Annotated in this window: 24 protein-coding genes; 15 read left to right on the top strand and 9 right to left on the bottom strand. The window is 54.6% G+C overall.

Annotated features, from left to right (window positions below; translation table 11 throughout):
- Window positions 1-36: 36 nt before the first annotated feature.
- Entirely contained in the window at window positions 37-1029 is a 993-nt protein-coding gene (locus GC56T3_RS14955) for an ABC transporter permease (protein ID WP_013146219.1), read from the top strand.
- Window positions 995-1792 (top strand): ABC transporter ATP-binding protein, encoded by a 798-nt coding sequence (locus GC56T3_RS14950; RefSeq protein ID WP_013146218.1) that lies wholly within the window; start codon window positions 995-997, stop codon window positions 1790-1792. The genes GC56T3_RS14955 and GC56T3_RS14950 overlap by 35 nt, the downstream gene beginning before the upstream one ends.
- A gap of 56 nt (window positions 1793-1848) precedes the next feature.
- On the opposite strand, the gene dat is transcribed toward GC56T3_RS14950, so the two are convergent.
- On the bottom strand, window positions 1849-2712 hold the full coding sequence (gene dat / locus GC56T3_RS14945) for a D-amino-acid transaminase (protein ID WP_013146217.1): 864 nt from the start codon (window positions 2710-2712) through the stop codon (window positions 1849-1851).
- Window positions 2713-2899: 187 nt separating this feature from the next.
- On the opposite strand from dat, the gene GC56T3_RS14940 reads away from it, so the two are divergent.
- Window positions 2900-3616, top strand: a complete 717-nt coding sequence (locus GC56T3_RS14940; RefSeq protein ID WP_013146216.1) for an AzlC family ABC transporter permease — start codon at window positions 2900-2902, stop codon at window positions 3614-3616.
- Window positions 3609-3914: an AzlD domain-containing protein gene (locus GC56T3_RS14935; protein ID WP_013146215.1), complete on the top strand. Its 306-nt coding sequence runs from the start codon at window positions 3609-3611 to the stop codon at window positions 3912-3914. Before GC56T3_RS14940 ends, GC56T3_RS14935 begins: the two co-directional genes overlap by 8 nt.
- Window positions 3915-3997: 83 nt before the next feature.
- On the opposite strand, the gene GC56T3_RS14930 is transcribed toward GC56T3_RS14935, so the two are convergent.
- Window positions 3998-4588, bottom strand: a complete 591-nt coding sequence (locus tag GC56T3_RS14930; protein WP_013146214.1) for an SCO family protein — start codon at window positions 4586-4588, stop codon at window positions 3998-4000.
- A 193-nt stretch (window positions 4589-4781) separates the two neighbouring features.
- Between GC56T3_RS14930 and aceA the strand changes: the two genes are divergently transcribed.
- The 9 genes from aceA to GC56T3_RS14885 all read left to right on the top strand — a co-directional run bounded on the left by aceA (window position 4782) and on the right by GC56T3_RS14885 (window position 20323).
- Entirely contained in the window at window positions 4782-6068 is a 1287-nt protein-coding gene (aceA, locus tag GC56T3_RS14925; protein WP_013146213.1) for an isocitrate lyase, read from the top strand.
- Window positions 6069-6174: 106 nt separating this feature from the next.
- Entirely contained in the window at window positions 6175-6369 is a 195-nt protein-coding gene (locus GC56T3_RS14920) for a hypothetical protein (RefSeq protein ID WP_013146212.1), read from the top strand.
- A gap of 120 nt (window positions 6370-6489) precedes the next feature.
- Window positions 6490-7023, top strand: coding sequence for a competence protein ComK (locus GC56T3_RS14915; protein WP_013146211.1), 534 nt, complete (start codon window positions 6490-6492; stop codon window positions 7021-7023).
- Window positions 7024-7125: 102 nt separating this feature from the next.
- The gene (locus GC56T3_RS14910) at window positions 7126-7749 is read left to right on the top strand and encodes a TVP38/TMEM64 family protein (RefSeq protein WP_013146210.1); all 624 of its coding nucleotides are present in this window, start codon (window positions 7126-7128) and stop codon (window positions 7747-7749) included.
- Window positions 7746-8294, top strand: a complete 549-nt coding sequence (lepB, locus tag GC56T3_RS14905; RefSeq protein WP_013146209.1) for a signal peptidase I — start codon at window positions 7746-7748, stop codon at window positions 8292-8294. Before GC56T3_RS14910 ends, lepB begins: the two co-directional genes overlap by 4 nt.
- Window positions 8295-8550: 256 nt before the next feature.
- Window positions 8551-12054, top strand: a complete 3504-nt coding sequence (gene addB / locus GC56T3_RS14900) for a helicase-exonuclease AddAB subunit AddB (protein ID WP_304411968.1) — start codon at window positions 8551-8553, stop codon at window positions 12052-12054.
- Window positions 12055-15783 carry a helicase-exonuclease AddAB subunit AddA gene (gene addA / locus GC56T3_RS14895; protein ID WP_013146207.1) on the top strand — a complete coding sequence of 1243 codons (3729 nt, stop codon included), beginning with the start codon at window positions 12055-12057 and terminating at the stop codon, window positions 15781-15783.
- Between the two features lie 20 nt (window positions 15784-15803).
- Complete coding sequence (locus GC56T3_RS14890) at window positions 15804-16982, top strand: exonuclease SbcCD subunit D (protein ID WP_013146206.1); 1179 nt, start codon at window positions 15804-15806, stop codon at window positions 16980-16982.
- Complete coding sequence (locus GC56T3_RS14885) at window positions 16979-20323, top strand: SbcC/MukB-like Walker B domain-containing protein (protein WP_013146205.1); 3345 nt, start codon at window positions 16979-16981, stop codon at window positions 20321-20323. The genes GC56T3_RS14890 and GC56T3_RS14885 overlap by 4 nt, the downstream gene beginning before the upstream one ends.
- A 236-nt stretch (window positions 20324-20559) precedes the next feature.
- On the opposite strand, the gene GC56T3_RS14880 is transcribed toward GC56T3_RS14885, so the two are convergent.
- The 7 genes from GC56T3_RS14880 to GC56T3_RS14855 all read right to left on the bottom strand — a co-directional run bounded on the left by GC56T3_RS14880 (window position 20560) and on the right by GC56T3_RS14855 (window position 22794).
- The gene (locus tag GC56T3_RS14880) at window positions 20560-20781 is read right to left on the bottom strand and encodes a spore germination protein (RefSeq protein WP_013146204.1); all 222 of its coding nucleotides are present in this window, start codon (window positions 20779-20781) and stop codon (window positions 20560-20562) included.
- On the bottom strand, window positions 20781-21179 hold the full coding sequence (locus tag GC56T3_RS14875; protein WP_013146203.1) for a spore germination protein GerPE: 399 nt from the start codon (window positions 21177-21179) through the stop codon (window positions 20781-20783). The genes GC56T3_RS14880 and GC56T3_RS14875 overlap by 1 nt, the downstream gene beginning before the upstream one ends.
- Window positions 21176-21367 carry a hypothetical protein gene (locus GC56T3_RS14870; RefSeq protein ID WP_013146202.1) on the bottom strand — a complete coding sequence of 64 codons (192 nt, stop codon included), beginning with the start codon at window positions 21365-21367 and terminating at the stop codon, window positions 21176-21178. Before GC56T3_RS14870 ends, GC56T3_RS14875 begins: the two co-directional genes overlap by 4 nt.
- A 2-nt stretch (window positions 21368-21369) precedes the next feature.
- The gene (locus GC56T3_RS14865) at window positions 21370-21966 is read right to left on the bottom strand and encodes a spore germination protein GerPC (protein ID WP_011230191.1); all 597 of its coding nucleotides are present in this window, start codon (window positions 21964-21966) and stop codon (window positions 21370-21372) included.
- 83 nt (window positions 21967-22049) lie between these two features.
- Complete coding sequence (locus tag GC56T3_RS18915) at window positions 22050-22262, bottom strand: spore germination protein GerPB (RefSeq protein ID WP_013146201.1); 213 nt, start codon at window positions 22260-22262, stop codon at window positions 22050-22052.
- 15 nt (window positions 22263-22277) lie between these two features.
- Complete coding sequence (locus tag GC56T3_RS14860) at window positions 22278-22499, bottom strand: spore germination protein (RefSeq protein ID WP_011230193.1); 222 nt, start codon at window positions 22497-22499, stop codon at window positions 22278-22280.
- A gap of 70 nt (window positions 22500-22569) precedes the next feature.
- Window positions 22570-22794 carry a spore germination protein gene (locus GC56T3_RS14855; RefSeq protein WP_013146200.1) on the bottom strand — a complete coding sequence of 75 codons (225 nt, stop codon included), beginning with the start codon at window positions 22792-22794 and terminating at the stop codon, window positions 22570-22572.
- Window positions 22795-22944: 150 nt separating this feature from the next.
- Between GC56T3_RS14855 and GC56T3_RS14850 the strand changes: the two genes are divergently transcribed.
- Both GC56T3_RS14850 and GC56T3_RS14845 read left to right on the top strand, forming a co-directional pair.
- Window positions 22945-23169 (top strand): spore germination protein, encoded by a 225-nt coding sequence (locus tag GC56T3_RS14850; RefSeq protein ID WP_013146199.1) that lies wholly within the window; start codon window positions 22945-22947, stop codon window positions 23167-23169.
- 212 nt (window positions 23170-23381) lie between these two features.
- Entirely contained in the window at window positions 23382-24977 is a 1596-nt protein-coding gene (locus GC56T3_RS14845; RefSeq protein ID WP_013146198.1) for a fatty acid--CoA ligase, read from the top strand.
- Window positions 24978-25051 lie beyond the last annotated feature (74 nt).

Raw genomic sequence — 25051 nt, 5'->3', positions numbered from 1 at the left:
TTCCGAAAAGGTAGGTGAAAAGCTGTGTGGACAGCGATGTTCAGTTCCGTCGAAGCCGGCTTGATTTACGCCGTGATGGCGCTCGGCGTCTATTTATCGTTTCGCATTTTGGATTTTCCCGATCTGACGGTTGACGGCAGCTTCGTCACCGGCGCGTCCGTCGCCGCCGTGCTCATTGTCAATGGAACCAATCCGTTTGCCGCCTCAGCCGCGGCGCTTTTGGCCGGCTTTGCCGCCGGGGTGTTGACCGGGCTTTTGCATACGAAAGGGAAAATCAATCCACTGTTATCCGGCATTTTAATGATGATCGCTTTGTATTCGATCAATTTGCGCATTATGGGCAAATCGAACGTGCCGCTCTTGCAGCAGGAAACGGTCATCACCAACATCACCGCCGCCTGGCGGCAAGCCGGATTGGATGCGGCGCTCAACCGACTCGTTTCCTTCACCGGCTTTGCGCCGCGGACATGGGCGGTGCTTATGTCAATGGCGGTTGTCGCGCTAATGGTCAAAGGGCTGTTGGATTGGCTGCTGAAAACAGAAGTGGGGATCGCCTTGCGGGCAACTGGAGACAACAAACCGATGGTGGCGAGCTTTTCCGCCAACACCGATTGGTTGATCGTGTTTGGCCTTGGGCTGTCGAACGCACTTGTGGCGCTTTCCGGAGCGCTCGTCGCCCAGTACGGCGGATTCAGCGACGTCGGGATGGGAATCGGGATGATCGTTATTGGGCTCGCTTCCGTCATCATCGGGGAGGCTTTGTTTGGCGCCCGTTCGGTCGCACGCGCGACGTGGGCGGTCATCGGCGGCGCCATCGTCTATCGCCTCATTTTGGCGCTTGCGTTGCGCGTCGAGTTTTTGGAGACGGGCGATGTGAAATTGATTACTGCGCTCATTGTGATGATGGCGCTCGTCGTGCCCAACACGTTGGCGGCGCAAAAAGAACGGCAGCGGAAAAAGCGGAGGGTGCGGCAGTTGGAGAGGGGGGAAACCGTTGCTGGAGCTGAAACGAATTACAAAAGTGTTTAACGAAGGAACGGCTGACGAGAAAATCGCTTTGCGCGGCATTGATCTGACGCTTGCCCCCGGCGATTTCGTCACCGTCATCGGCAGCAACGGCGCCGGCAAGTCCACGCTCATGAACATCATTTCCGGACGGCTGTCTCCTGATACCGGCGAAGTGTGGATCAACGGCCGCGATGTAACCGCGCTCAAGGAGCATGCGCGCGCCCGCTACATCGGCCGCGTCTTTCAAGACCCGATGGCCGGCACCGCCCCGCATATGACGATTGAGGAAAATTTGGCGCTCGCCTACAACCGGACAAAGAGGCGCACGTTAAGCCTTGGCGTCACGAAGCAAAAGCGCGAATGGTTTCGGGAGACGCTGCGAACGCTTCATTTAGGGCTTGAAGACCGGCTCGCCGCCAAAGTCGGACTTCTTTCCGGCGGGGAGCGGCAGGCGCTTTCCTTGTTGATGGCGACGTTTACAAAACCGGATGTGCTGTTGCTCGATGAACATACCGCCGCCCTTGATCCGGCGCGGGCGGAGTTGGTCACGGAGTTGACGAAGCAAATTGTTGAGCAGCACCGCCTGACGACGCTCATGGTGACGCACAACATGGAGCAGGCGATTCGCCTTGGCAACCGGTTGATCATGATGGATGGCGGACAAATCATTTTTGCCGCAGAAGGAAAGGAGAAAGAAGAGCTGACGGTCGAGCGGCTGCTTGAGGCATTCCAACGCATCCGCGGCAGCCAATTTGCGAGCGACCGCGCCGTGCTCAGCTCATAAACGAAATGAGGTGTCCTTCTTTGGCTGGGGGACACCTCTTCTGTTCGGCCGGCCGATCAGATATTTTGGGTTTCTCGCTGCGTCGCCTGTCGGTAGGCAACTTGCAGCGCCTTCGTCACCGCCCCTGGCGCGCCGCTTCGGATCACCGTTTCGTCGACTTGAATAATCGGGATAATCGCTGACGTCGTGCTTGTTAAAAACAGTTCGTCCGCCTCCCTAAGGTCGTTGGTGGAAAACGCTTCTTCGACAAATGGAATGCCAAGCTCAGCGCAAAATTCCTTCACTTTCGTGCGGACGATGCCGTTTAAAATCCGTGCGGTGGCCGGATGGGTGTACACCGTTTCATTTTTGACAAGGAAAATGTTTGACGAGCTGCCTTCGGTTACGACGCCGTCGCGATGCAAAATCGCTTCAAACGCTCCGCGCTCAACCGCTTCTTGTTTCGCCAATACGTTGGGCAATAAGTTCAAGCTTTTAATGTAACAGTATTCCCAGCGGACATCTTTCGTCAAAATCGTGCGCACCCCATGTGTCATTTCCTCGGTTTTTCGCGCCATCGGCTGGATGTAGGCGTATAAGTTCGGCCGGTTTTCCGCCGGAAACGCATGGTTGCGCGGGAAGCTGCCGCGCGTTATTTGCAAATACAAAATCGCATCTTCCTGCACATCGTTGAGGCGGCGAAGCTCCTCAAGCTGTTCGATGAGCTCTTCGCAGCCGAACGGAACGGATAGGCGAATGGCGGCCGCTGAACGGTACAGCCGGTCAAGATGCTCGCGAATCCAAACGTATGTTCCGCTATATAAACGGACGACTTCGTAGACGCCATCGCCGAATTGCAAACCGCGCTCTTCCATCGGGTACGTGACTTGTTCATAACGGAAAATGCCGCGGTCGGTTAATACATACGGTTTCACTGACATGGACGTGCACTCCTTTTCTGTTGCCGTCAATCATGAATCAGTTTGATTATATCATAGATTAGTCTCTCTCTGTGTTTGTCTCGTGTTTGACGTGAGAGGAAACAATGGATGGACGTTCGGGTTGCGAAATGAGACGAATTTTTAGACAATAAAGTTATCAATCTAGTCAAATGGGGGGGATGAGTGAATGGAAACGACATGGACAGACGGCAAGATGGCGCCGTTTCGCCAAGGGGTGCAAGCAGGAACAACGATTGCCATCGGCTACATGCCGATCGCGCTGGCGTTTGGGCTGTTCGCCAAGACAACCGGACTGACATTCGCTGAGACCGTGCTCATGAGCATCATCGTCTTCGCCGGCGCCTCGCAATATATCGCGTTAAGTTTGCTTTCGGCGGGCACCGGAGTGTTTGAAATTGTGTTGACGACATTCGTATTGAACATTCGCCATTTTTTAATGTCGGCGTCCCTTAATGAAAAGGCTGGGCCGGACGCACTTTGGAAAAAAGCGCTGTACGCCTTTGGCATTACCGATGAGACGTTTTCGGTGGCGGCGATGAAAGAAGGAACGATCAACGCCTCATATATGTTTGGGCTCATTGCCATGGCGTATGGCAGCTGGGTCGTCAACTCGGGCATTGGTTATGCCGCTGGATCCGGTTTGCCGGAAAGTTTGCAAGAAAGTATGTCCATTGCCTTGTATGCCATGTTTATCGGCTTGCTCATTCCAGCGTTGAAAAAACAGCGGAAAATCGTCTGGCTAGCGGGGCTGTCGGCTTTATTCAACTCGATCGGCACGTTTGCCTTTCACTTGTCGAAAGGCTGGTCGATCGTGTTGGCTACATTGTTGTCGGCTATCATCGTCCAATGGCTGACGAAGGAAGGAGGAAACGGCGATGAATAGCGCGATCGTATGGATGATCATCGGCATGGGAATCGTGACGTATTTGCCGCGCTTGTTGCCGTTTTTGTTGCTCGGCGGCGTCGAGCTGCCGTCGTTTTGGCAAGGAGTGCTGAAAAATGTGCCGTATGCGGTGCTTGGAGCGCTCATTATTCCGGACGTTTTTTTCATCCAGGATGATCTTTCGTTCGGTGTCATCGGTTTTGCGGCGGCCATCATTACAGCTTGGCTTGGGGCTAACGTCATGATCGTCGTGCTTGCGGCGGTTGCGGCGCTCAGCCTGTATTCTTTCTTTGTATGAACATGGGGCTGACCCAAAACGCAAGTGCGTTTTGGATCGGCCCCCTTTTCCTTTTGCGACAGGTACGCAAATCCGCTGTTTGGTTATGACAATTCCTCCATAATCGCTTCATATACTTCATCGACATGAAATCGAGATGTCCCCATGCCGATTTGTTTGACGACGCTCCCGTTGCGGCCAAGCAAGTAGGCGAACGTCGTGTGTACGATCATGCCGTTGCCCGGGTCGCGGTATTGAAAGTGGAAGGCGTTCGCTACTTTTTTCGTGTCCGCTTCACTGCCGCGCAAAAACATCCAACCTTGTCCGTCGCTCGTGACTCCAAACGCATTGGCATATGTCTGCAGCTTTTCATTCGTATCGCGCGCTGGGTCGATCGTGATCGTGATGAATTCGACTTTGCTTCCGAACACACCGGCTTTTTTCAGACGATCCCGTAGCTTCGCCATTTGCATCGTTGTATTCGGACAAATATCCGGGCAACTTGTATACATAAATTCAACGAGCCGTACTTTCGGTGGAAGGCCGCCAAACTCGTATGATTTTCCCCATGCTGTTTCCATCGTCACGTCATTTGGAAGCCGCATCGTCGATGGCTGGTAGACAGCAAAGTACAGGATGCCGACGCTGATGCCGATGATGACAAGAGAGGCAGCTAACGTATACCATTTTTTCACTATTCATCACTCCTCAATATGATCATATCAAAAAGATTAGCGAAAAAATCGCGATGTTTATGAACAATATGCGACTATTTTCCTAATTAAAAAAAGTTTCAAAAAAAGGCTTGCACTTTTGTTTTTCTGTTATATAATAAAATCGTAAATATAAATAATGTAATATAACAATAGAGAGATGGGGGAAGGAAAAATGGCGTCATTTGCTGAACGTGTCCGGCAATTAGAAGAAAGTTGGAAAAATGAGGAGCGCTGGAAAGGGATCGTCCGTCCGTACAGCGCGGAGGATGTCATTAAACTGCGCGGCTCGCTTGACATCGAGTATACGCTCGCTCGACGCGGGGCGGAAAAATTATGGAAGCTGCTTCATACAGAGAATTACGTCGTGGCCCTTGGCGCGCTGACCGGAAATCAGGCGGTGCAGCAAGTGAAAGCAGGCTTGAAGGCGATTTATTTAAGCGGCTGGCAAGTGGCGGCCGACGCCAACCTCGCTGGACAGATGTATCCGGACCAAAGCCTGTATCCGTCCAACAGCGTTCCGCATGTCGTCAAGCGAATCAATCAAGCGTTGCAGCGCGCGGATCAAATTCAATACTTAGAAGGCAGCGGGGACGTGGACTACTTTGTGCCGATCGTCGCTGACGCTGAGGCGGGATTCGGCGGCCAACTGAACGTCTTTGAGCTCATGAAGGCAATGATTGAAGCCGGAGCGGCTGGCGTCCATTTTGAAGACCAGCTGTCATCGGAGAAAAAATGCGGCCATTTAGGCGGCAAAGTGCTTTTGCCGACGCAAACGGCGATTCGCAACTTGATTGCGGCGCGGTTGGCCGCCGATGTCATGGGGGTTCCGACGGTGCTCATCGCACGCACCGACGCGAACGCTGCTGACTTGATCACAAGCGACATCGACCCGCGCGATCAAGCGTTTATCACTGGAGAACGGACACCGGAAGGATTCTATCGCACAAGAGCCGGTTTGGATCAAGCGATCGCCCGCGGGCTTGCCTATGCGCCGTATGCCGACCTCATTTGGTGTGAGACGAGCGAGCCGAATTTGGATGAGGCGCGCCGGTTTGCCGAAGCGATTCATGAAAAATTCCCAGGCAAGCTGCTGGCGTACAACTGCTCGCCGTCGTTCAACTGGAAGAAAAAATTGGACGACGAAACGATCGCCAAATTCCAGCAAGAGCTCGGCAAAATGGGATACAAGTTCCAATTTGTCACTTTGGCTGGCTTCCATGCGCTCAACTACAGCATGTTCGAACTGGCGCGCGGCTACAAAGAGCGAGGCATGGCGGCGTATGCCGAGCTGCAGCAAGCCGAATTTGCCGCCGAGAAGTACGGCTACACGGCGACGCGCCATCAGCGCGAAGTCGGCACAGGCTATTTCGACGAAGTCGCCCAAGTGATCTCTGGCGGCCAATCATCAACAGTCGCTTTGAAAGGATCGACCGAAGAAGAACAGTTTACGACAGCTTAATGCAAACCGATCACAAACGAAGACGAAAGCCCGGCGTGGCCGGGCTTTTTTCGTGTATAAAAAGGAAAAAGATGGAGCATCCTATAAGACATAGGGAGGCGATGTGATGGAAAAGAATCAAGGCGACCTGCCGGAGCTGATGCCCGCTGAGTTTCGCGTCAGCACGGATCTTCATGTTGAGCAATGGTTGATGGATGAAGAGACGTATGCTGGCGACTCGGTCGGCGAGCATACCGCGTTGGAACAGGCGAATGAATATTTAGCGTCCAAAGAAATCGGTCAAACGTTTGAAAACTCTTAGAACACCCATGACGATTGTCATGGGTTTTTTTAATAGATTTTTTGCAAAATATAGAAAAATATAACTTCTGATGGTATGATAGGAGTAGAGGGTGAGTTGATTAAGAGAGGAGACGAACGGATGAAAGTCAATGAATTCATTGTCTTGGAGCAATTCATCGTAAGCCGTTATACGATGGCAATTCTCCCATACTTTTTAAACAGCGATGTGTATGCGAAAGTCATTGAGGAGGACGGTGAATATATCATCAAACAAACGCCGATGGACATTATTAAACATAGTTGCGATTACTATGGAAGCAGCTTTCAAGGGAGAAAAGAAGGAACAAAAGCCGTCATTGGCATCACCCATAAAGCGCCGATCGCCATTGAACCAGCCAATGAAATTTACGTATTTCCAACCGCCTCTCCGCGTGACTCCCGCTGCGTTTGGCTCTCGCACATGCACGTTTATCGGTATGAGCCTGCCAAATATGAGCGGACCATCGTTTATTTCCGCAACGGAAAAAGCATATCCCTCGATGTTTCCTGCAAATCGTTCATCAACCAGTTATACCGAACGGCTCAACTGCGGACAAAATTATCCGAGCGGATGGAAGCGAGGGAGCGCAAACTCCAATACATATTTCGCATGCAGCAAGAAAAACAGAGTTAGCTGAACAAATTGATAAAAATGGTTTTTCCTAAAGATGAGTTCAAATTAGGCGCCTGGACGTGTAAAATAAAGATATAAACGGCATTTGAATGGGGAATAGACATGGATATGGAAACAATCAAACAATGGTTCACGCTCGACAGCATCCTTTCCCTGCTCGAACAATACCGCTCTTTCGGCGTGCTTCCCGGCATCGCAGCGACGTTGCTTGAGTCGTTTTTTCCCATTTTGCCCATGTTCGTCTTCGTGATGGCGAACGCAGCGGCGTTTGGACTATGGAAAGGGTTTCTGATCTCTTGGCTAGGCGCTTCACTTGGCTCGCTCATCGTGTTTTGGCTGACGCGGAAAGTGGGGCAGAAGCGTTTTTTTCACTTTGTCCGCCGCCACCCGAAAGTGCGGCAGTTTATGCATTGGATTGAGCGACACGGATTTGGTCCGCTGTTTTTGTTGTATTGCTTTCCGTTCACCCCATCGGCGCTTGTCAATATTGTTGCCGGACTGTCGCGCATCAGCCGCCAGCAGTTTGTATTGGCGGTGCTGCTAGGAAAGATGATCATGGTGTTTACCATCAGTTTTATCGGCTATGACTTGAAGGCGCTCATCCGTCAGCCGCTGCGCACGGCGATGATCGCCGCAGTCGTTCTGTTGCTTTGGTACGCCGGAAAACGGGTGGAAGCGCGATTTTCGTTGACGGAAGAACAAGGCGGCGAGGAGGGCGGGGAGTGACCAAGCAAAAAGAAAAACGAGGCCGCCGATGGCCATGGTTTGTTGCCGTTTGTGTTGTCGCCATGCTTCGGTTGTTCGTGTTCAGCAATTACGTGGTGGAAGGAAAATCGATGATGCCGACGCTAGAGAGCGGCAATTTGCTGATCGTCAATAAGCTTTCCTACGACATCGGGCCTATTCGCCGGTTCGACATTATCGTTTTTCACGCCAACAAAAAGGAAGATTACGTCAAGCGGGTTATCGGCCTGCCTGGCGATCGGATCGCGTACAAAAATGACATCTTGTATGTCAACGGAAAAAAAGTTGACGAACCGTATTTGCGCCCGTATAAGCAAAAGTTGCTTGACGGCAGGCTGACCGGGGATTTTACGCTTGAGGAGGTGACCGGGAAAACACGGGTGCCTCCCGGCTGCATTTTCGTTCTTGGCGACAACCGGCTTAGCAGCTGGGACAGCCGCCATTTTGGGTTTGTCAAAATCAACCAAATTGTCGGCAAGGTGGACTTTCGCTACTGGCCGTTTAAACAGTTCGCCTTTCAGTTTTAACCTTAATCTCGAAAGAAGTCTTCCGCTTCTATAACGAAGTGAAGCTTCAGAGACCAATAAATGGATCCTTCGAAGCGAGGTTGTTCAGTCGTCCGACAGTCGCTGACATGTCGGCTGGATCCACAAAAAGAAACAAACGTTAACGTTTCAGATTGCCTCTATATAACCCGCAGCCGGAAGGGCGTTTTTTTCTTCCCAAAAGCGAACATACGTGCTAAAATAAAACAAATAAAGGAAACGAATGGTGGTGGATACAATGTCGCTGCGGTTTTTGCTCGGACGGTCAGGAAGTGGGAAAACGGCTGTCTGCCTCGAAGAAATTCGCCGCCAGTTGCAAGAGGATCCAAAAGGAAGGGCGATCGTCTATCTCGTTCCGGAGCAAATGACATTTCAATGCGAATACGCGTTGATACATACCGAGGGAGTGGACGGGATGATTCGCGCCCAAGTGTTCAGCTTCACCCGTCTCGCTTGGCGCGTGCTGCAGGAAACAGGCGGCATGACCCGGTACCACATTCATGATGTTGGCGTGCAGATGATGATCCGCAAAATTATTGAGCAACGCAAACAAGAGCTGAAACTGTTTGGCCGCGCGGCGGACAAACATGGGTTTATCGAGCAGCTGAACGAAATGATCACCGAATGCAAACGGTATTGCCTGACGCCGGGCGAACTCCGCCGACATGCTGAGGCGTTCGAGGATGGGCCTGATCAACCGGGCCGCCGCTTGCTCGCTGACAAGTTGAGCGATGTCGCGCTTGTGTATGAGGAACTTGAGAAAAGTCTTATCGGCCACTATCTTGATTCGGAAGATTATTTGCGCTTGCTCGCTGAGCATATTCCGCGCTCAAGTTATTTGCGGGATGCCGATATTTACATCGACGGCTTTCATCATTTTGCGCCGCAAGAATATATGATCATCGAACAGCTTCTTCGCCATTGCCGGCGCGTCACCGTTTGTTTGACGATCGACCGCCCGTATGACGACGGAATGCCGGACGAACTTCATCTCTTTTATTTGCCGGCGCAAACGTACCGCCAGCTGAGGGAGTTGGCGCTAAGCAATGACATTGCGATCGAAGAGCCGATCGTGCTTTCGGCCAACCGACGCCATGAAGACAGGGCGCTCGTTCATCTTGAGGCGCAATTTCACCGACGCCCGTTGCTTCCATATGGTGCAAAGACCGATGCCGTCCATCTTTATGAGGCGTCCAATCGCCGAGCGGAAATCGAAGCGGTCGCACGCGAAATCATCCGCCTTGTCCGCGATGAAGGGGCGCGCTATCGCGACATTGCGCTGATCATCCGCCAGACGGAGGCGTACCGCGATCTGGTGAAAACGGTGTTTTTTGATTTTGGGATCCCGTATTTTATGGATGAAAAAGAACCGATGCACCACCACCCGCTCATTGAACTCGTGCGCGCTGCCTTAGAGACGGTCGTGACGCGTTGGCGATATGAAGCGGTGTTTCGGGCGGTGAAAACGGATTTGCTTTTTCCAACGGACGGCGATCTGCACATGTGGCGCGAGGCGGCCGACAAGCTCGAAAACTATGTGCTTGCTTACGGAATCAAAGGGGATAAGTGGACAAACAATGAGCGCTGGGCGTATCTGCGCTATCAGGCGCTTGACGGTTTGAACGTACCACAAACGAACGAAGAGCGGCAGTTTGAGGACATGCTCAATGAATGGCGCGAGGCGTTGGCCCCTCCGCTTCGCCGGTTGGAGCGCCGTCTGCGCCGGGCGGAGGACGGACGCGGGTTTTGTATGGCATTATATCTGTTTTTGGAAGAATTGCAGATTCCAAAAAAACTAGAGAAAATGAGCGCACAAGCGGAAGCGGACGGCCGCCTCGTTGAAGCGCGCCAGCATGAACAGGCGTGGAACGCCGTCGTCGATTTGCTTGACCAATATGTAGAAATGCTCGGGACAGAATCACTGCCGCTCGCTGAGTTTGTCAAGATTATCGAGGCTGGGCTCGATCGGTTGGAGTTCTCCCTTGTGCCGCCGGCGATGGACCAGGTGATCGTGGCTCAGCTTGATCGCTCTCGTTTAATTGACATCAAGTATGCGTTCGTCATCGGCGCCAACGATGGCGTGATTCCAGCGAAAGTGAAGGAAGACGGGCTGATGGCGGAAGTGGAGCGCGAGCAGCTGCGTGAGTTGGGGGTGGCGCTCGCCCCAGGGGGACGGGAGCAGCTGTTTTATGACCCGTTTTTTGTCTACTTGGCACTTGTTTGTCCGAGCCGGCGGCTGTATGTTACATATCCGCTTGCTGATGGAGAAGGGAAAGCGTTGATGCCGTCGCCGCTCATCAAGCAGCTTACGGAACTGTTTCCGCATGCGCCGGTGCATCTGTGCGGCAACGACCCGTTCGACGCCCCGGCAGAAAAAGCAGAGGCGTTCGTGACCGCGCCGCGGGCGACGCAAACGTATTTGATCAGCCAGCTCCGAGCATGGAAGCGCAACTACGGCATCGATCCGCTTTGGTGGGATGTGTATAACACGTTCATCGGCCATCAGGACTGGAAGGAGCAGGTGCGGCATGCCGTCTCCGCGCTCTTTTATACAAACGGAGCGACGCCGCTCAAAAAACAGTGGAGCCAGCGGCTGTACGGCAAAAAAATTCAGGCGAGCGTCTCGCGCATGGAGCAGTTTCAAAAATGCCCGTACGCCCATTTCGCATCGCATGGGCTGCGGTTGAAAGAGCGCAACGTTTTCCGACTTGAGGCGCCGGATGTTGGGCAATTGTTCCATGCCGCCATCAAGCAAATCGCCGACCGGCTGCGCGAACAGCATCTTGATTGGCGCGAACTGTCAAGACCAGACTGTGAACGGCTGTCGGCCGAAGCGATCGAGCGAATCGCTCCGCTCATCCAGCAGCAAGTGCTCTCAAGCTCTCATCGCTATGAATATATGAAACGAAAATTGAAACACGTCGTTGCCCGTACAACCCATGTGTTAAGTGAGCATGCGCGGGCGAGCGGTTTCGTTCCGATCGGACTTGAGCTGTCATTCGGCCCCAATGGCGACCTGCCGCCGCTTCGGTTTCGGCTGCCCGACGGAACAGTGATGGAGCTTGTTGGGAGGATCGACCGCGTCGATAAGGCGGAAAGCAGCCAAGGAGTGCTTCTGCGCATTATCGATTACAAATCGAGCGCGAAAACGCTCGATTTGACGGAAGTATATTACGGTCTGGCGCTGCAAATGCTCACCTACCTGGACATCGTGCTGACGTATGCCGAACAGCTTGTCGGACAGCCGGCCTTGCCAGCCGGGGTGCTTTATTTTCACATCCACAATCCGATCGTTCAAGCGAAGCAATGGGTGGATGATGAGGTGGAAATGGCGAAAAAGCTGCTGGAACCGTTTCGGATGCGCGGGCTGTTGCTCGCTGACGTCGAGGCGATCCGGTTGATGGACAGCCGAACGGAAGACGGACAATGGTCGCTGATTGTGCCCGCTCAGCTTACGAAAAGCGGGTCGATCCATTCGCGTTCGTCGGTGGCGAGTCCATCCGACTTTGCCGCGCTCCGCCAGCATGTCCGCCGTTTGTTCATCGACATCGGCGGGCAAATCGCCGACGGCGTCGTGTCGATCGCCCCGTACAAGTTGAAAGATAAAACAGCGTGCGAGTTTTGCGTCTTCAAACCGGTCTGCCAATTTGATGAGGCACTCTCCGGCAACGAATACCGGAAGCTTGCCCCGCAAACGAAGGAAGCGGTCATCGAAAAACTAGCGGAAGGGAAGGAAGGATAAATGAACGCCACGATTCGCCCGAAGCCGGCTGGGAGCCGATGGACGGATGAACAATGGAAGGCGATCGCCGCGGGCGGCCGAGACATTCTTGTCGCCGCGGCGGCCGGATCCGGGAAAACGGCCGTTCTTGTCGAGCGGATCATTCAAAAAGTGACGGCGGAAGAAGGAGCGGTCGATATCGACCGGCTGCTTGTCGTTACCTTTACCAATGCGGCAGCCGCGGAGATGAAAGCAAGAATCGGCGAGGCGCTCGAGCGGGAATTGGCCAAGCGTCCGCATTCGCTCCATTTGCGACGTCAACTCAGCCTGCTTCCCCGCGCCGCGATCTCGACGCTCCATTCCTTTTGCTTGGATGTCATTCGCAAATATTACTATTTGCTTGATTTGGATCCGTCGTTTCGCATCGCCGATGAAACGGAAATCGAGCTGTTGAAAGAGGATGTCCTTGAAGAGCTGCTTGAGGAGGAATACGGAAAGCCGGACAACGAGCGGTTTTTCGCTGTCGTGGATGCCTATACGGGCGACCGGAGCGATGCGGAGCTGCAGGAGATGATTGTCGCCCTTTATGAATTTTCCCGCTCCCATCCGGAACCAGATGAATGGTTGGCCGGTTTGACCTCGATGTATGATGTCGATGAACGAACAGATATAAAGACGCTGCCAGCAGCCCGCTATATCGCGCAACATGCCGTGATGGAGCTGACGGCGGCCAAACGGCTGATCCGAAGGGCGCTTGAGCTTGCTGAAGAGCCGGGCGGACCGCGTCCGTACGCGGAGCGGCTACGCGAAGATCGAGATATGATCGCTGATTTGGAAACGCGTCTTTCTGGACCGTGGGCCGAGCTGCATCGCGCGCTAAAGGCGCTGTCGTTTGGGCGGCTGCCGGCCTGCCGCGGCAAGGACTATGACGAGCGGCTGATCGACGAAGCCAAATCGCTGCGCGATCAGGCGAAAAAGAAAGTGGAGGCGCTGCGCGACAATGTGTTTTCGCTCGATCCATCCGTTTGGCTCCGCCATATGCGGGAAATGAAGCCGATCGTTGAAACGATCGCTAACCTTGTCCGCCGTTTTGCCGTCATGTTCCAAGCGGCGAAACGGGAAAAAGGAATCGTTGATTTTTCTGACTTGGAACATTATTGTTTGCATATTTTGCGGCGGCGCGATCCGGAAACGAGCGAATGGCAGCCTTCCCCCGCCGCCTTGGAATACCAGGCGCAGTTTGATGAAGTGCTTGTTGACGAGTATCAAGATACGAACCTCGTTCAAGAAGCGATTTTGCAGCTGGTGAAAAAAGGGAGCGAACGAACAGGCAATTTGTTTATGGTCGGCGACGTGAAACAGTCGATTTACCGATTCCGCCTTGCCGAGCCGATGCTGTTTTTGGACAAATACAAACGATTCACCGCCGACGGGGAAGAAGGGGGGATGAAAATCGACCTCGCGAGCAACTTCCGCAGCCGCCGCGAAGTGCTTGACGGGACGAATTTTCTGTTTGCGCAACTCATGGGGGAAACCGTCGGCGAAATGGTTTACGACGAAGCGGCGCAGCTAAAATACGGCGCCGATTACCCGGAAGGGGAGGATGCGGCGCCGGAAGTCATGATCATCAACCGGCAGCGTGCGGCGGAAGAGGACGAAGAGGAAGCGGCTGAATGGGAAGCGGCGGAGCTCGAGGCGCGGCTGATGGCGAAAAAAATCAAAGAGATCGTTTCCGCTCCGTTTTATGTATACGATCGTTCGAGCGGGCAGCCGCGGCGCGCCATGTACCGTGACATCGTCATCCTTGTCCGCTCGATGACGAATGCGCCGCAGATGATCGAGCAGTTGCAGGCGCAAGGCATCCCGGCGGCCGCGGATTTGTCATCCGGCTATTTTCAGGCGACGGAAATTTCGATCATGCTCTCACTGTTAAAAGTGATTGACAACCCGCACCAAGACATTCCGCTCGCCGCGGTGCTCCGGTCGCCGCTCTTTCGTTTTGACGAGAATGAGCTCGCCATGATTCGCCTCGCCGATCCAAAAGGCACGTTTTATGAAGCGCTCTGTTCGTTTCGGCAAAAGCCGGCGGAAACAAAAGAGGAGGCCAACGCCCAAAGGAAAGCGGCGGCTTTCTTAGAGCGGCTCGAGGGCTGGCGTACGATGGCGCGCCGCCGCTCATTAGCTGATCTCATTTGGCAGCTGTACCGCGATACGCAATTTTACGATTTTGTCGGCGCACTGCCGGGCGGCAGGCAACGGCAGGCGAACTTGCGCGCTTTGTACGACCGCGCGCGGCAGTACGAGTCGACGTCGTTTCGCGGCTTGTTTCGCTTTCTTCGCTTCATCGAGCGGCTGCAAGAGCGCGGCGACGATTTAGGGGCGGCCCGGCCGCTCGGCGAGCAGGAAGACGTCGTGCGCATCATGACGATTCACAGCAGCAAAGGATTGGAATTTCCGATCGTGTTTCTCGCTGGGCTTGCGCGTCCGTTTCATACACGTGATTTGCACCACCCATATTTGCTCGATAAAGAGCTGGGCTTTGCCACCCGCTTTGTCCACCCGCGGCTGCGCATCAGTTATCCGACGCTGCCGCTGTTGGCCATCCAAACGAAAAAGCGGCTTGAACTGCTTGCGGAGGAGATGCGCATTTTGTATGTCGCGCTCACAAGGGCAAAAGAGAAGCTGTATTTGTTGGCGTCGGTCAACGATGCGGCCAAGGAGATTGAAAAATGGAAAAGCGCTGCTTCGGAACGCGGCTGGCTTCTCCCCGACGATGTGCGGGCTTCGGCCCGCTCCTACTTGGATTGGATCGGCCGGGCGCTCATCCGTCATCGGGATGGGGGGGCGCTTGCGGGAACGAAGGCGCCTGAAGAGGTCGCCTCTCACCCGTCTGTATGGCGTGTCGCCATCGTGCCGGCCGCCGATTTGCGCGGCGAAGAGGCTGCGAGGGAGGAGATGGATGACGGCGTGCTTCTTGCCCTCGAACAAGGACGACCCGTTCCCGTGGGAGGAGGGTGGCAGAAGGAGGTCAAACGCCGCTTGTTGTGGCGGTATTCGTATGAGAAAGAAACGGCCGTGCGCGCCAAGCAATCGGTGTCAGAACTTAAAGAACAGCGCGCGCTCTTTGGCGAGCAAGCGGACGAATGGCGGCCGCGACAAGGGACGGCTCCGGTGTTTTCTCGGCCGCGTTTCATGCAGGAGAAAACGTTGACGCCGGCCGAAAAAGGGACGGCGCTCCATGTCGTTATGCGCCATCTCGATTTGCAAGCGCCGCTTGATGAATCGTCGATCCGCAGTCAGATCGTCCGCCTTGTCGAAAAAGAGCTGCTGTCGGCAGAACAAGCCGAGGCGGTCGATCCAGCGGCCATCGCTGCCTTTTTCACTGCAGATCTTGGCCGCCGCCTTTGCGCCGCCCGCGAAGTGCACCGTGAAGTGCCGTTCAGCTTGGGGCTTAAAGCGGCTGAACTGTACGGCGGCGAAGGGACGGAAAGCGGCCGGCGCGTCCTCGTGCAAGGGGTGATCGACTGCGTGTTTGCCGACGAATGCGGCTATGTGATGATTGACTATAAAACGGATGAAGTCGTCCACCGTTTTGCTGGGCAAAAGGAAGAAGCGGCTCGTTTTCTGCTCGGCCGCTATGGGACGCAAATGCGCTTGTACCGGCGGGCCATCGAGCAAATTTGGCGTGCGCCGGTGGCGGAATGCTATTTGTATTCGTTTGACGGCGGGTTTGTTGTGGCTGTTGAGTGATGCAAGGGGGGAAAGAGAGAATGCGGATTTTGCATACCGCGGACTGGCATTTGGGGCGAACGCTTGAGGGACGGAGTCGGATGGCCGAGCAAGAGGCATTTGTTGATGAGCTTGTGGAGATTGTCAAGAAAGAACAAATTGACATCATCCTTGTGGCCGGCGACGTATTCGACTCCGTCAATCCGCCGGCGGCTGCGGAACAACTGTTTTATGAAAGCCTCGCCCGCCTGTCCGACAAAGGACGCCGCCCGGTGGCAGTCATCAGCGGCAACCACGACCACCCCGACCGGATCAGCGCTGCCCGGACGTTGATGTGTGCGCACAACATTTTTCTTTTCGGCCGCCCGCAAGCGGCTGTTTGCCGGATTGACGTTCCATCGTGCGGCGAAACGATGATGCTTGCTCCGTTGGCCTATCCGTCCGAATCGCGCCTCGCCGAGCTGTTGTCATCCGACTGTAAGGAGACGACGATGCGCGATCGGTACGATGACCGCATCCGCGCCCTATTAGCGGCGATGGCCGCCTCGTTCACGGCGGAGACCGTCAATATCGCGATGAGCCATCTTTACGTTGCCGGCGGACGTACGTCCGATTCCGAGCGGCCGATTGAAGTCGGCGGCGCTTATACGGTGGCGGCTGAGAGCTTGCCGAAAGCCGCACAATATGTGGCGCTTGGCCATCTGCACCGGCCGCAGGATGTCAAGCAGGCAAAGACGGCGGCGCGCTATTCCGGCTCGCCGTTGGCGTACAGCTTTTCCGAAGCCGGTCAAGCCAAATCGGTCACGGTCGTTGACGTGCATCCAGGCAGGAAGGCCAAGGTGGCGGAGATACCGCTCGCTGCCGGCAAACCGCTCATCCGTTGGAAGGCGACAGAGGGGCTCGCTCAAGTATACCGCTGGTGTGAGGAAGGAAGAGACCGATCAAGCTGGATCGATTTGGAGATCCATGTGACCGAGTCGTTGACAATGGAAGAAATTGATCGGCTGCGTAAGCTTCATCCCGGATTTGTCCACATTCGCCCGGTGCTTCCCAATCGGGCGGAAGAGATGATGGAAATGAGCCGCGAGCCGCTTTCACTTGAAGAAATGTTTCACCGCTTTTACGAACGGCAGACTGGGGGACAAACGCCGGATGAAGAGCTCGTCCGCCTCTTTTTGGAGCTGGCGGCGGAAGAAGAGAAGGAAGGGGAGGGAGAATGAAGCCGATCTCGCTGACGATCGCCGGGCTTCATAGCTTTCGTGAAAAGCAGACGATCGATTTCACCGCACTGTGTGAGGGCGGTGTGTTCGGCATTTTCGGGCCGACTGGAAGCGGCAAATCAACGATTTTAGACGCCATGACGCTCGCCTTGTTCGGCAGCGTCGAGCGGGCGGCCAACCGCACGCAGGCGATCATCAACCACGCGGAGCAAGAGTTGTTTGTCTCGTTTACGTTTGAGCTGGAAAATGCGGCAGGAGCGAAACGGTATACAGTCGAACGAAGCTTAAAAAAAGTGGACGAATGGCGGACGCGCAGCGCCGTTTGCCGCCTAATCGAGCATCGGTCCGAGCCGGTCGTGCTCGCCGATAAACTGTCGGAGGTGGACAAGGCGATCGAGCAATTGCTCGGCTTGACGATGGAGGATTTCACCCGGGCGGTCGTCTTGCCGCAAGGAAAATTTGCCGAATTTTTATCGCTCAAAGGGTCGGAGCGGCGGCAAATGCTGCAGCGCCTCTTCCATCTTGAGCGGTATGGCGATCAGTTGAATAAAAAGTTGAAAGACCGGCTTGCCGCCGCTCGGCAAGAATGGGAAAAAATCGAAGCGGAAAAAGCGGGGCTTGGCGATGCTTCAAAAGCAGCGCTCGAGCAGGCAGAGGCGGATGTGCGGGAGCTCGCGGGGCTGTTTGCCAAGCGAAAAAAAGAGCTTGAGGAAGTCGAAGCAGATGTGGAACGAACAAAACAACGATGGGCATGGCAGCAAGAAAAAGAAGCGGTCGAACAAGAGCTCGCCGCGCTGCGCCAACATGAATCCGCCATCCGCGAGCTTGAGGCGAAAAAGGAGCGCGCCGAGCAAGCAGAGCGCATCTGGCCGTATTGGGAGCAGTGCGAGCAGGCATGTCGCTTGCGGGCAGAGGCGTTTCGTCGGTATGAAGGACTGGCGCGTCGGTTAGAAGAAGCCCAATTGAGCTATGAAGAAGCGGCGCGGCGTTATGAACGGGCGCGCCAAGAAAAGGCGCAGCGCGAACCGGAATTGCTCGTCCAGATGGAACGGCTGCGGCAGGCGGCGCAGCTTGAGCAGCAAATGGAAGTGCTTGGACAGGAGCTCGCAGCTCTTCGTGAAGAGAGGAAGCGACTCATTGCCCAGGAGAAGGCAGCTGCACGCCGGTTTGAAGAGGCGTTAGTCTGGTATGAGCGCGGCGCGAAGCGGCAGCGGGAGTTGAAAGAAGAACTGAAACAGCATGAAGAGGCGCTGGATGGAAAAGATGAGGCAGAGCGGGCGTACAGGCAGAAGCAGCATATTGAGCAAGCGGCGTCAGCCATCGCTCGCGTCGATGCCCAACTTCAGCAAAAGGAGGCCGTTTGGCGTCGGGCGAAAGAGGAAAAGTTGGAGCGGGAACGCCGATCAGCCGCTGTCGGCTCCCGGCTTCAAGAGCTGTTCCGGCGTGTGGAGCGGACGTATCGTTTCGTCTGCTGGCGGCAGCAGGACGCTGAAAAACAATTGTATACGTTGCAGAAAACCATGGAGGCGGAGCGACAGCGAGCCGAAGAAGCGCGGACGGCGCAACTCGCCTCCGCCTTGGCTGAGCGGCTCTGTCCCGGCGAGCCGTGTCCAGTGTGCGGATCACGCGAGCATCCGCATCCGGCCGCCGCACCGCACGATGTCCAACTTGAGCGTCTGTCCGAGCTTGAGGCAGAGCGGCAACGGTATGAACAAGATTGGCAAATGATCATTTCGTTCAAGGCGCAGCTCGAGCAGCTCGCCGAGCTGGCGGCAGGCCATGAAGCGCCGTCTCTGTTTGCCGAAAGCCGCTCGGTGGAGGAGGCCGTCGACCTCACTGTGGAAGTGCGGGCGCTTGCGCAAGATGTCATTGAATTGAAAGAAGCGGTCTACCGGGTGCTTGCCCAATGGAATGAAGCCGAGTCAGCGCGGCGCGAAGCGGAGAAAGCGTGCCAATGGATAGCGGCGGACATCGAAGCGCTGCAAGTTGAAAAGCAGCGGCTGGAGGAAGAGCGGCGGCAACTTGAACAGCAATGGCGGCAGATGTATCCTTTCCTTTCGCTTGAGACGATCGATGCGGTGTATGAACAGCTGTGTGAACGGGAAAACGTGCGGCGCGACGTGCAAAAACGGCTGGAGGACAGCGTGCTGTTTTTAGAGGAAAAACAGCGGGCGAAAGAGGAAGCGGCCAAAGAGCGGAGCCGGCTTGAGACGGAGCGGGTGCGTCTTGACTCGCTGATTAGTGCCAAACAGCAGCAATGGAACGAATATGAGCGGCAACGGGGCGAGAAGGCGGGGGAAGGTCCTGCGGCCGTGAAGCTTCAGAAGGCGGAGGCCGAATGGCGTCAGCTGCAAAACGGCGAGCAACAGGCGTATGAGGCCTGGCAGCGAGCCCAGCGGGAATATCAAATGCTTGAAAGCGAAACAAAAGCAGCCAAGCAGGCGTGGGAAGAAGGCGTCCGCCGCGAAGAAGAGGCGCGCGCCCGCTTCTGCAGCGCGATTTCGGACACGATGTTTACCGATGCCGAACAAGTCAAGCAAGCGAAGGCGGAAAAAGCGCAACGGGATGAATGGGATGAGACAATCCGCCGCTATTGGCGCCAAATCGAGCAAGCCGAACATCGCCTCGCCCAGCTGGACGCCGCCATCGGGGGAGCGGCAGTGAGCGCTGAACAATGGGAGACGATGCAGCGTGTATACGCCGAGTTGAAGGAGCAAGTGGAGGCGATGACGCAACAGCTTGGGGCGGCTCAAGCGAAGGTGGAAGAGTTGAGAAAAAAACATAGCCGCTTTGTTGAACTGGAGGAGAAGCAGGCGGAGCTCAGCCGGCGCATCGAGCGGTATAAACAGCTGCAGGCGCTGCTTCGCGGCAACAGCTTTGTCGAATTTATGGCTGAAGAGCAGCTCGAGCAAGTCACCGCCATGGCTTCGGAACGGCTGCAGCGGCTGACACGGCACCGGTATTCGCTCGAATTGGATTCGCAAGGCGGGTTTCTGATCCGTGATGATGCCAATGGCGGCGTTAGACGGCCGGTATCGACGCTCTCGGGTGGGGAGACATTTTTGACGTCACTGTCGTTGGCGTTGGCGTTATCGGCGCAAATTCAGCTGCGCGGCGAGTATCCGCTCCGCTTTTTCTTCTTGGACGAAGGGTTTGGCACCCTCGATGCTGAGCTGCTTGAGACGGTCATTTCCGCCTTGGAAAAGCTGCATACCGAGCGGCTGGCGGTCGGTGTCATCAGTCATGTACAAGAAATTCGCCACCGTCTGCCGCGACGGCTCATCGTCGAACCGGCTGAACCGTCCGGCCGCGGCACGCGTGTCTGGCTGGAAATGATGTGAATGGCTCGCCCGTTGAGCTGAACAGACTTTTGGGGAATAATGGATATATGCGGTCGCAAAAGGTTGGTTTCCTTTCGATCAAGCACAATGTATGGTTTTTTAGATAATTATAGAGGCAAATAAGCAAAGGTGTCCGGATCCTTTTGGGACACCTTCTCTTTTTGGTTTCGGCAGCGTTCGGCTGATGAGGTTGATGTTGGCAAATGAAAAGCGAGGGGATTCGTTTTCTGCCATGTTCAGTTGTTGGCGGCCACGTTTTGGTCGGATACATCGGGATCAAACGCGTTTGTAAAGCTGATTGCGTTGTTCGTCATGACAAAATCGCCGGTGTTGAACCCGCCGGATCCGGCTTGCGTTTTCGTGGCGACTTTCGGCGCGATGTACAGACAGTCGCCCATTTGCACGACAGCCCCGCTGCTGACGCTGTTGATTTTAATCGGGCCGACAAACGAAGGCATTATGAATCCCTCCCTCTTGTTGGCGCGCTCGACTCAGAGCCGGCCAGCTGGCGGATATGTTTCATTCTTGCCTCTGCCTCCGCTATCGAGGTCGAGCCGATATGGACGATGGCGGACGAAGAAATGGCGAGCACGCGCACAGACTGAACGGAAATGACCGGGGACTCATGGAGCGTTTGGCGTGCAGCTGTCGGCGATGGAGAAGTCCAGCGCGGGATCGGCTTCGCAAAAACAGGGAATATTTGTTCTCCTTCTGGGCCAAAAAACAGTTCATATTGCCGCTGCACGGCTAAGGCGTGCGTGCGGGCGGAAATTCGCTCTGAGTCGCCGATTTGCAGCACAGAGCTAATGATGAGCGTTTCGGCATGGAACGTTTGCACAACTGACGTTCGTTTCACGGCGTATCCCCTCGAGCCGGCACGAGCGGGACGAACGGGCCGATGATAAGCGATTCCGGTGGTGTGTCAAACGCGGATGACAAGTGAATCGCATCGGCGTCGCCGATTAAAAACAGCGAGGCACTGGCGACGGCCACGAGGCGGATGTCGCCAACATGCAGATGACGATTGATCACTGTATAATTCACGTCTATCCCTCCTTTGAAGGCAAATGTTTCAAAAACGCATCGAGCGATTGTTCGATATCGGCTTTCACTTTTTGAAAAATTTCATTTTCGACTGCTTCATCGCGGTCGCCGGACGGAACGTAGCCATGGTTGGCTTTCTCTTGCAAATAGAAGCGGATGCGTTCGTCTGTTTGCCGGGCGATGTCTTGCAAAATGAACTGGCGGTACGTATCGTCGAGGCGGCGGCCGTATTGCTGCTCAAGGCGTTTTAACGTTTCCGACGCTTCCCCGTTGAGATAGGCGGCTACTTTTTCTTGAATCGGGCGCATCAGCACCGGTTCCGGCTTTGGAATTACGGTTTTGACCGGTTCGACGGCAAAGTCTTCAATTGTACCGCCGGCTCCGGACGGAGCGATCCCGATGTTTAGCGTTCCTTCGAGCGTTTCCACTTTGAGCTGGTCAAATTTATATTCAATTCGTTCGATCGATGTGCGCGGTTGAGCCTCCATTTCCCGAAGCCGGGCTTCGAGTGCGTGGAGACGGCGTTCCAGAGCCCGTATTTTTTTTGTTTGCCATAATAAATAGCGGTGCAGCTTGACGAAATACTCGTAAATGCTCATTGTGCACCATCATCCTCTCCAAAGAGCCCTCTTACTTCAATATATGGACGGCCTTTCGCTCTCATCACTTTTTTTCGCTGAATTTAGCGGGTGGCTGAATGGAGAGGAACGAGAGGAGCGGATGCACCGGGCGGCACGGTCGCCTGTGGGGCCGGACCGGTGAATCCGCCGGTGTTGGCAAGCGTTGAGAGCGCTTGAATGCTTCCGGCGCTGCCGATTTGCAAAACGGATGAATTGGTGACCGAGCCGATCCGCAACTGGTGGATGCAGATGCTTTGGCTGATGTAAACGTGCACCCTCCTTCTCCTCCTTCAAACGTTTCCGACGACATTTTCATCGGCGACATCGGCGTCATTCGTATTCGTATTGCTGTAATAGTTATAGATATGAAGCCCGTCGCCGGTGTTAAACGAACCGGCGCCAGCGAACGTTTTCGTCACGCTTTGCGGGGAAATCGCAAACACATCGCCAATATGGAACACGCCGCTGCTTCCGATGCTGTTCAGTTTGACGACTCCGACAAAAGCCGGCATGTGGGCATGCTCCCTTCCTTGTTTTCTTCGTTGATACTAGTGTATGGGCGCAAGCCGGCTGACGTTCGCCCTAATTGTTCGCGGCGTTGTTCGCGTCTATCATATCCGGATCGCCGGTGTTGGTAAAGCTGACGAACGTATTCGTCTGCAGGAAGTCCCCGTTGTTGCCGCCGCCTGAGCCGGTATTGGATTTCAACGTGCTCTTTGGTGTGATTTGCAAGACGTCGCCGAAATTCACCGTGCCGTCGCCGCTGACATGGGTGATTTTAATTGGACCGCTGATAAATGAAGGCATGAAGAGCCCCCTCCTTTTTCGTCGTGTCGCTATCGTTATTGTATGAAAACGGAGAAAAAACGGTTCAATGCGGGGTGAGAGTCCAATTGAGGAAAGCAGCTCCCGCGTATGATAAAGAAAGGGAACGGGCAGAAAGGAAGGGGAAAGGGGATGCCAGCAATCGTCATTGGTGGGCTCAAAGTGACGAACGTAAGCGGCAATGGCACTGTCAACATGGGCGATGTGCTGCAAATCGCTCCGAAAAGCACCACGAAGTCAAACTCAGGCGCCGGCGGCGGCAATACTGGCGATTTCTTGCAAACGAATACGTTTTGCAGCGTCACGAATACGGTCGATCCGGACGTCTCCGACGCCGGGGTGAAAGGAAATAACTAGCGGTTGTCGAGACGATTCGCCTAGCATTCGTTTTTGGGAAAAAAGAAGAAACTGGGTTCTTTTTTGGCGCAATGGAGCGGACTAGCCAAGAAAGAGGGCTGGCTTCAAAAGTCATTTTACGACTTTTGGGACGGCCCTCTTTTTCTTTATGCCATCTTTGTTATATAATACAATTGTGAATTTTCTAAAACATAAAACAGGGGGATGGGAGAATGAATGCGCCGCTCGTGCTCCATCACTTTTTCGATCGCGCCGTGGCTCTCTATGGGGACAAGACAGCCATGATTTGTTTGGGGCGGACGGTGACGTATCGTGAGCTTGGCGAACGGGTGTCGAGACTCGCCAACGGGCTGCGGGGGCTTGGCGTTCGCAAAGGCGACCGTGTGGCGTACTTGGCGCCCAACACGCTCGAGATGCTCGAAGGGTTTTACGGTGTGTTTGAAGTGGGAGGGGTGATGGTGCCGCTGAATACGCGGCTGAAACCGGATGATTACGTTTTTATTTTGAATCACAGCGAAACGAAAGTGTTGTTTGTGGATCAGGAGCTGTATGGGCTGATTGCACCAGTCAAAAACAAGCTTGAAACGGTCGAGGAGATCATTGTCCACCATAAAACAGAGGCGGCGATTGATGAAACCGTTTACGATGAATGGCTCGCCGCCCAGTCGTCAGCGCCGGTTCCGCGCCCGATGATCGATGAGAATGATATATGCAGCTTGCTATATACAAGCGGGACGACAGGCAACCCAAAAGGAGTCATGCTGACGCATCGGAACAACTATTTGCATGCGCTTGTGACGATGCACCATTTGCGTGTGTCCGACCGCGATACGTATTTGCACGTGCTGCCGATGTTCCACGTCAACGGTTGGGGGGCGCCGTTTTATTACACCGCCAACGGGGCAACGCAAATCGGTTTGCGTAAAGTCGATCCGAAAGTCATTTTTGATCTTGTCAAGGAACATCAGGTGACGGTTATGCATATGGCTCCGACTGTGCTCAATATATTGCTGCAATATTATGAGCAATATCAACCAGATGTCCCGGAAGGCGTGCGGGTCGTCATCGCCGGTTCTGCGCCGCCGCCGGCATTTGTCGCACGCGTTGAGGAAAAGCTCGGCTGGGAGTTTATCCAGGTGTACGGCATGACCGAATCATCTCCGCTCAGCACGATTTCGCTCATTCGTCCGCAGCTTGACGGACTGCCTGTGGAGCAAAAGCAGCGGATCAAGGCAAAAGCCGGCTATCCGATGATCGGCTGTGAAGTGAAAGTGGTCGATGAAAACGGCGACGAAGTGCCTCATAATGGTCGGACGATCGGTGAGGTGATCGTCCGCAGCCATGGCGTCATGAAAGGATATTGGAAAAACGAAGAAGCAACCGCCGCAACGATCCGCGACGGCTGGCTGTATACCGGCGATATGGCGACCGTCGATGAATACGGGCATATTGATATCGTTGACCGGAAAAAGGATATTATTATTAGCGGAGGGGAAAATATTTCGTCGATTGAAGTCGAAGGTGCGCTTTATGAACACCCTGCTGTGCTTGAGGCAGCCGTCATTGCCGCGCCGCACGAAAAATGGGGAGAAACGCCGCATGCGTTTGTCGTCGTCCGCCCAGGGCACAATGTGACAGAGGAAGAGCTGATCGCCTTTTCTCGGGAAAAACTGGCTCATTTCAAAGCCATTACAGGCGTTACGTTTGTCGATGAGCTGCCGAAAACAGCCTCCGGAAAAATTCAGAAAGTACACTTGCGCCGCCAATATTGGGATGCAATTGGAAAATCGGGCCGCTATGTCAACTGATGATACAGGCATGCGCCTTCAGACGGGCAGAGGAGAGCGCGTCGAATGAAATGGATAAGGCGGCGGGCGTGCCG

This window comes from Geobacillus sp. C56-T3 (assembly GCF_000092445.1).
In the GTDB taxonomy this organism is placed as follows: Bacteria; Bacillota; Bacilli; order Bacillales; family Anoxybacillaceae; genus Geobacillus; species Geobacillus thermoleovorans.
Note: the sequence above shows the minus strand (reverse complement) of the source record. Positions and strands in the feature narration are given on the sequence as shown.

What these genes read in the sequence shown, in the direction of transcription:
- GC56T3_RS14955 (WP_013146219.1), top strand. Translation starts at nt 37, where the DNA reads ATGTTCAGTTCCGTCGAAGCCGGCTTGATTTACGCCGTGATGGCGCTC.
- addB (WP_304411968.1), top strand. Translation starts at nt 8,551, where the DNA reads ATGTCGCTGCGGTTTTTGCTCGGACGGTCAGGAAGTGGGAAAACGGCT.
- GC56T3_RS14920 (WP_013146212.1), top strand. Translation starts at nt 6,175, where the DNA reads ATGGAAAAGAATCAAGGCGACCTGCCGGAGCTGATGCCCGCTGAGTTT.
- GC56T3_RS14855 (WP_013146200.1), bottom strand. Translation starts at nt 22,794, where the DNA reads ATGCCTTCATTTATCAGCGGTCCAATTAAAATCACCCATGTCAGCGGC.
- GC56T3_RS14885 (WP_013146205.1), top strand. Translation starts at nt 16,979, where the DNA reads ATGAAGCCGATCTCGCTGACGATCGCCGGGCTTCATAGCTTTCGTGAA.
- GC56T3_RS14845 (WP_013146198.1), top strand. Translation starts at nt 23,382, where the DNA reads ATGAATGCGCCGCTCGTGCTCCATCACTTTTTCGATCGCGCCGTGGCT.
- aceA (WP_013146213.1), top strand. Translation starts at nt 4,782, where the DNA reads ATGGCGTCATTTGCTGAACGTGTCCGGCAATTAGAAGAAAGTTGGAAA.
- GC56T3_RS14910 (WP_013146210.1), top strand. Translation starts at nt 7,126, where the DNA reads ATGGATATGGAAACAATCAAACAATGGTTCACGCTCGACAGCATCCTT.
- addA (WP_013146207.1), top strand. Translation starts at nt 12,055, where the DNA reads ATGAACGCCACGATTCGCCCGAAGCCGGCTGGGAGCCGATGGACGGAT.
- GC56T3_RS14880 (WP_013146204.1), bottom strand. Translation starts at nt 20,781, where the DNA reads ATGCCTTCGTTTGTCGGCCCGATTAAAATCAACAGCGTCAGCAGCGGG.
- GC56T3_RS14860 (WP_011230193.1), bottom strand. Translation starts at nt 22,499, where the DNA reads ATGCCGGCTTTTGTCGGAGTCGTCAAACTGAACAGCATCGGAAGCAGC.
- GC56T3_RS14940 (WP_013146216.1), top strand. Translation starts at nt 2,900, where the DNA reads ATGGAAACGACATGGACAGACGGCAAGATGGCGCCGTTTCGCCAAGGG.
- GC56T3_RS14865 (WP_011230191.1), bottom strand. Translation starts at nt 21,966, where the DNA reads ATGAGCATTTACGAGTATTTCGTCAAGCTGCACCGCTATTTATTATGG.
- GC56T3_RS14850 (WP_013146199.1), top strand. Translation starts at nt 22,945, where the DNA reads ATGCCAGCAATCGTCATTGGTGGGCTCAAAGTGACGAACGTAAGCGGC.
- GC56T3_RS14935 (WP_013146215.1), top strand. Translation starts at nt 3,609, where the DNA reads ATGAATAGCGCGATCGTATGGATGATCATCGGCATGGGAATCGTGACG.
- dat (WP_013146217.1), bottom strand. Translation starts at nt 2,712, where the DNA reads ATGTCAGTGAAACCGTATGTATTAACCGACCGCGGCATTTTCCGTTAT.
- GC56T3_RS14890 (WP_013146206.1), top strand. Translation starts at nt 15,804, where the DNA reads ATGCGGATTTTGCATACCGCGGACTGGCATTTGGGGCGAACGCTTGAG.
- GC56T3_RS14915 (WP_013146211.1), top strand. Translation starts at nt 6,490, where the DNA reads ATGAAAGTCAATGAATTCATTGTCTTGGAGCAATTCATCGTAAGCCGT.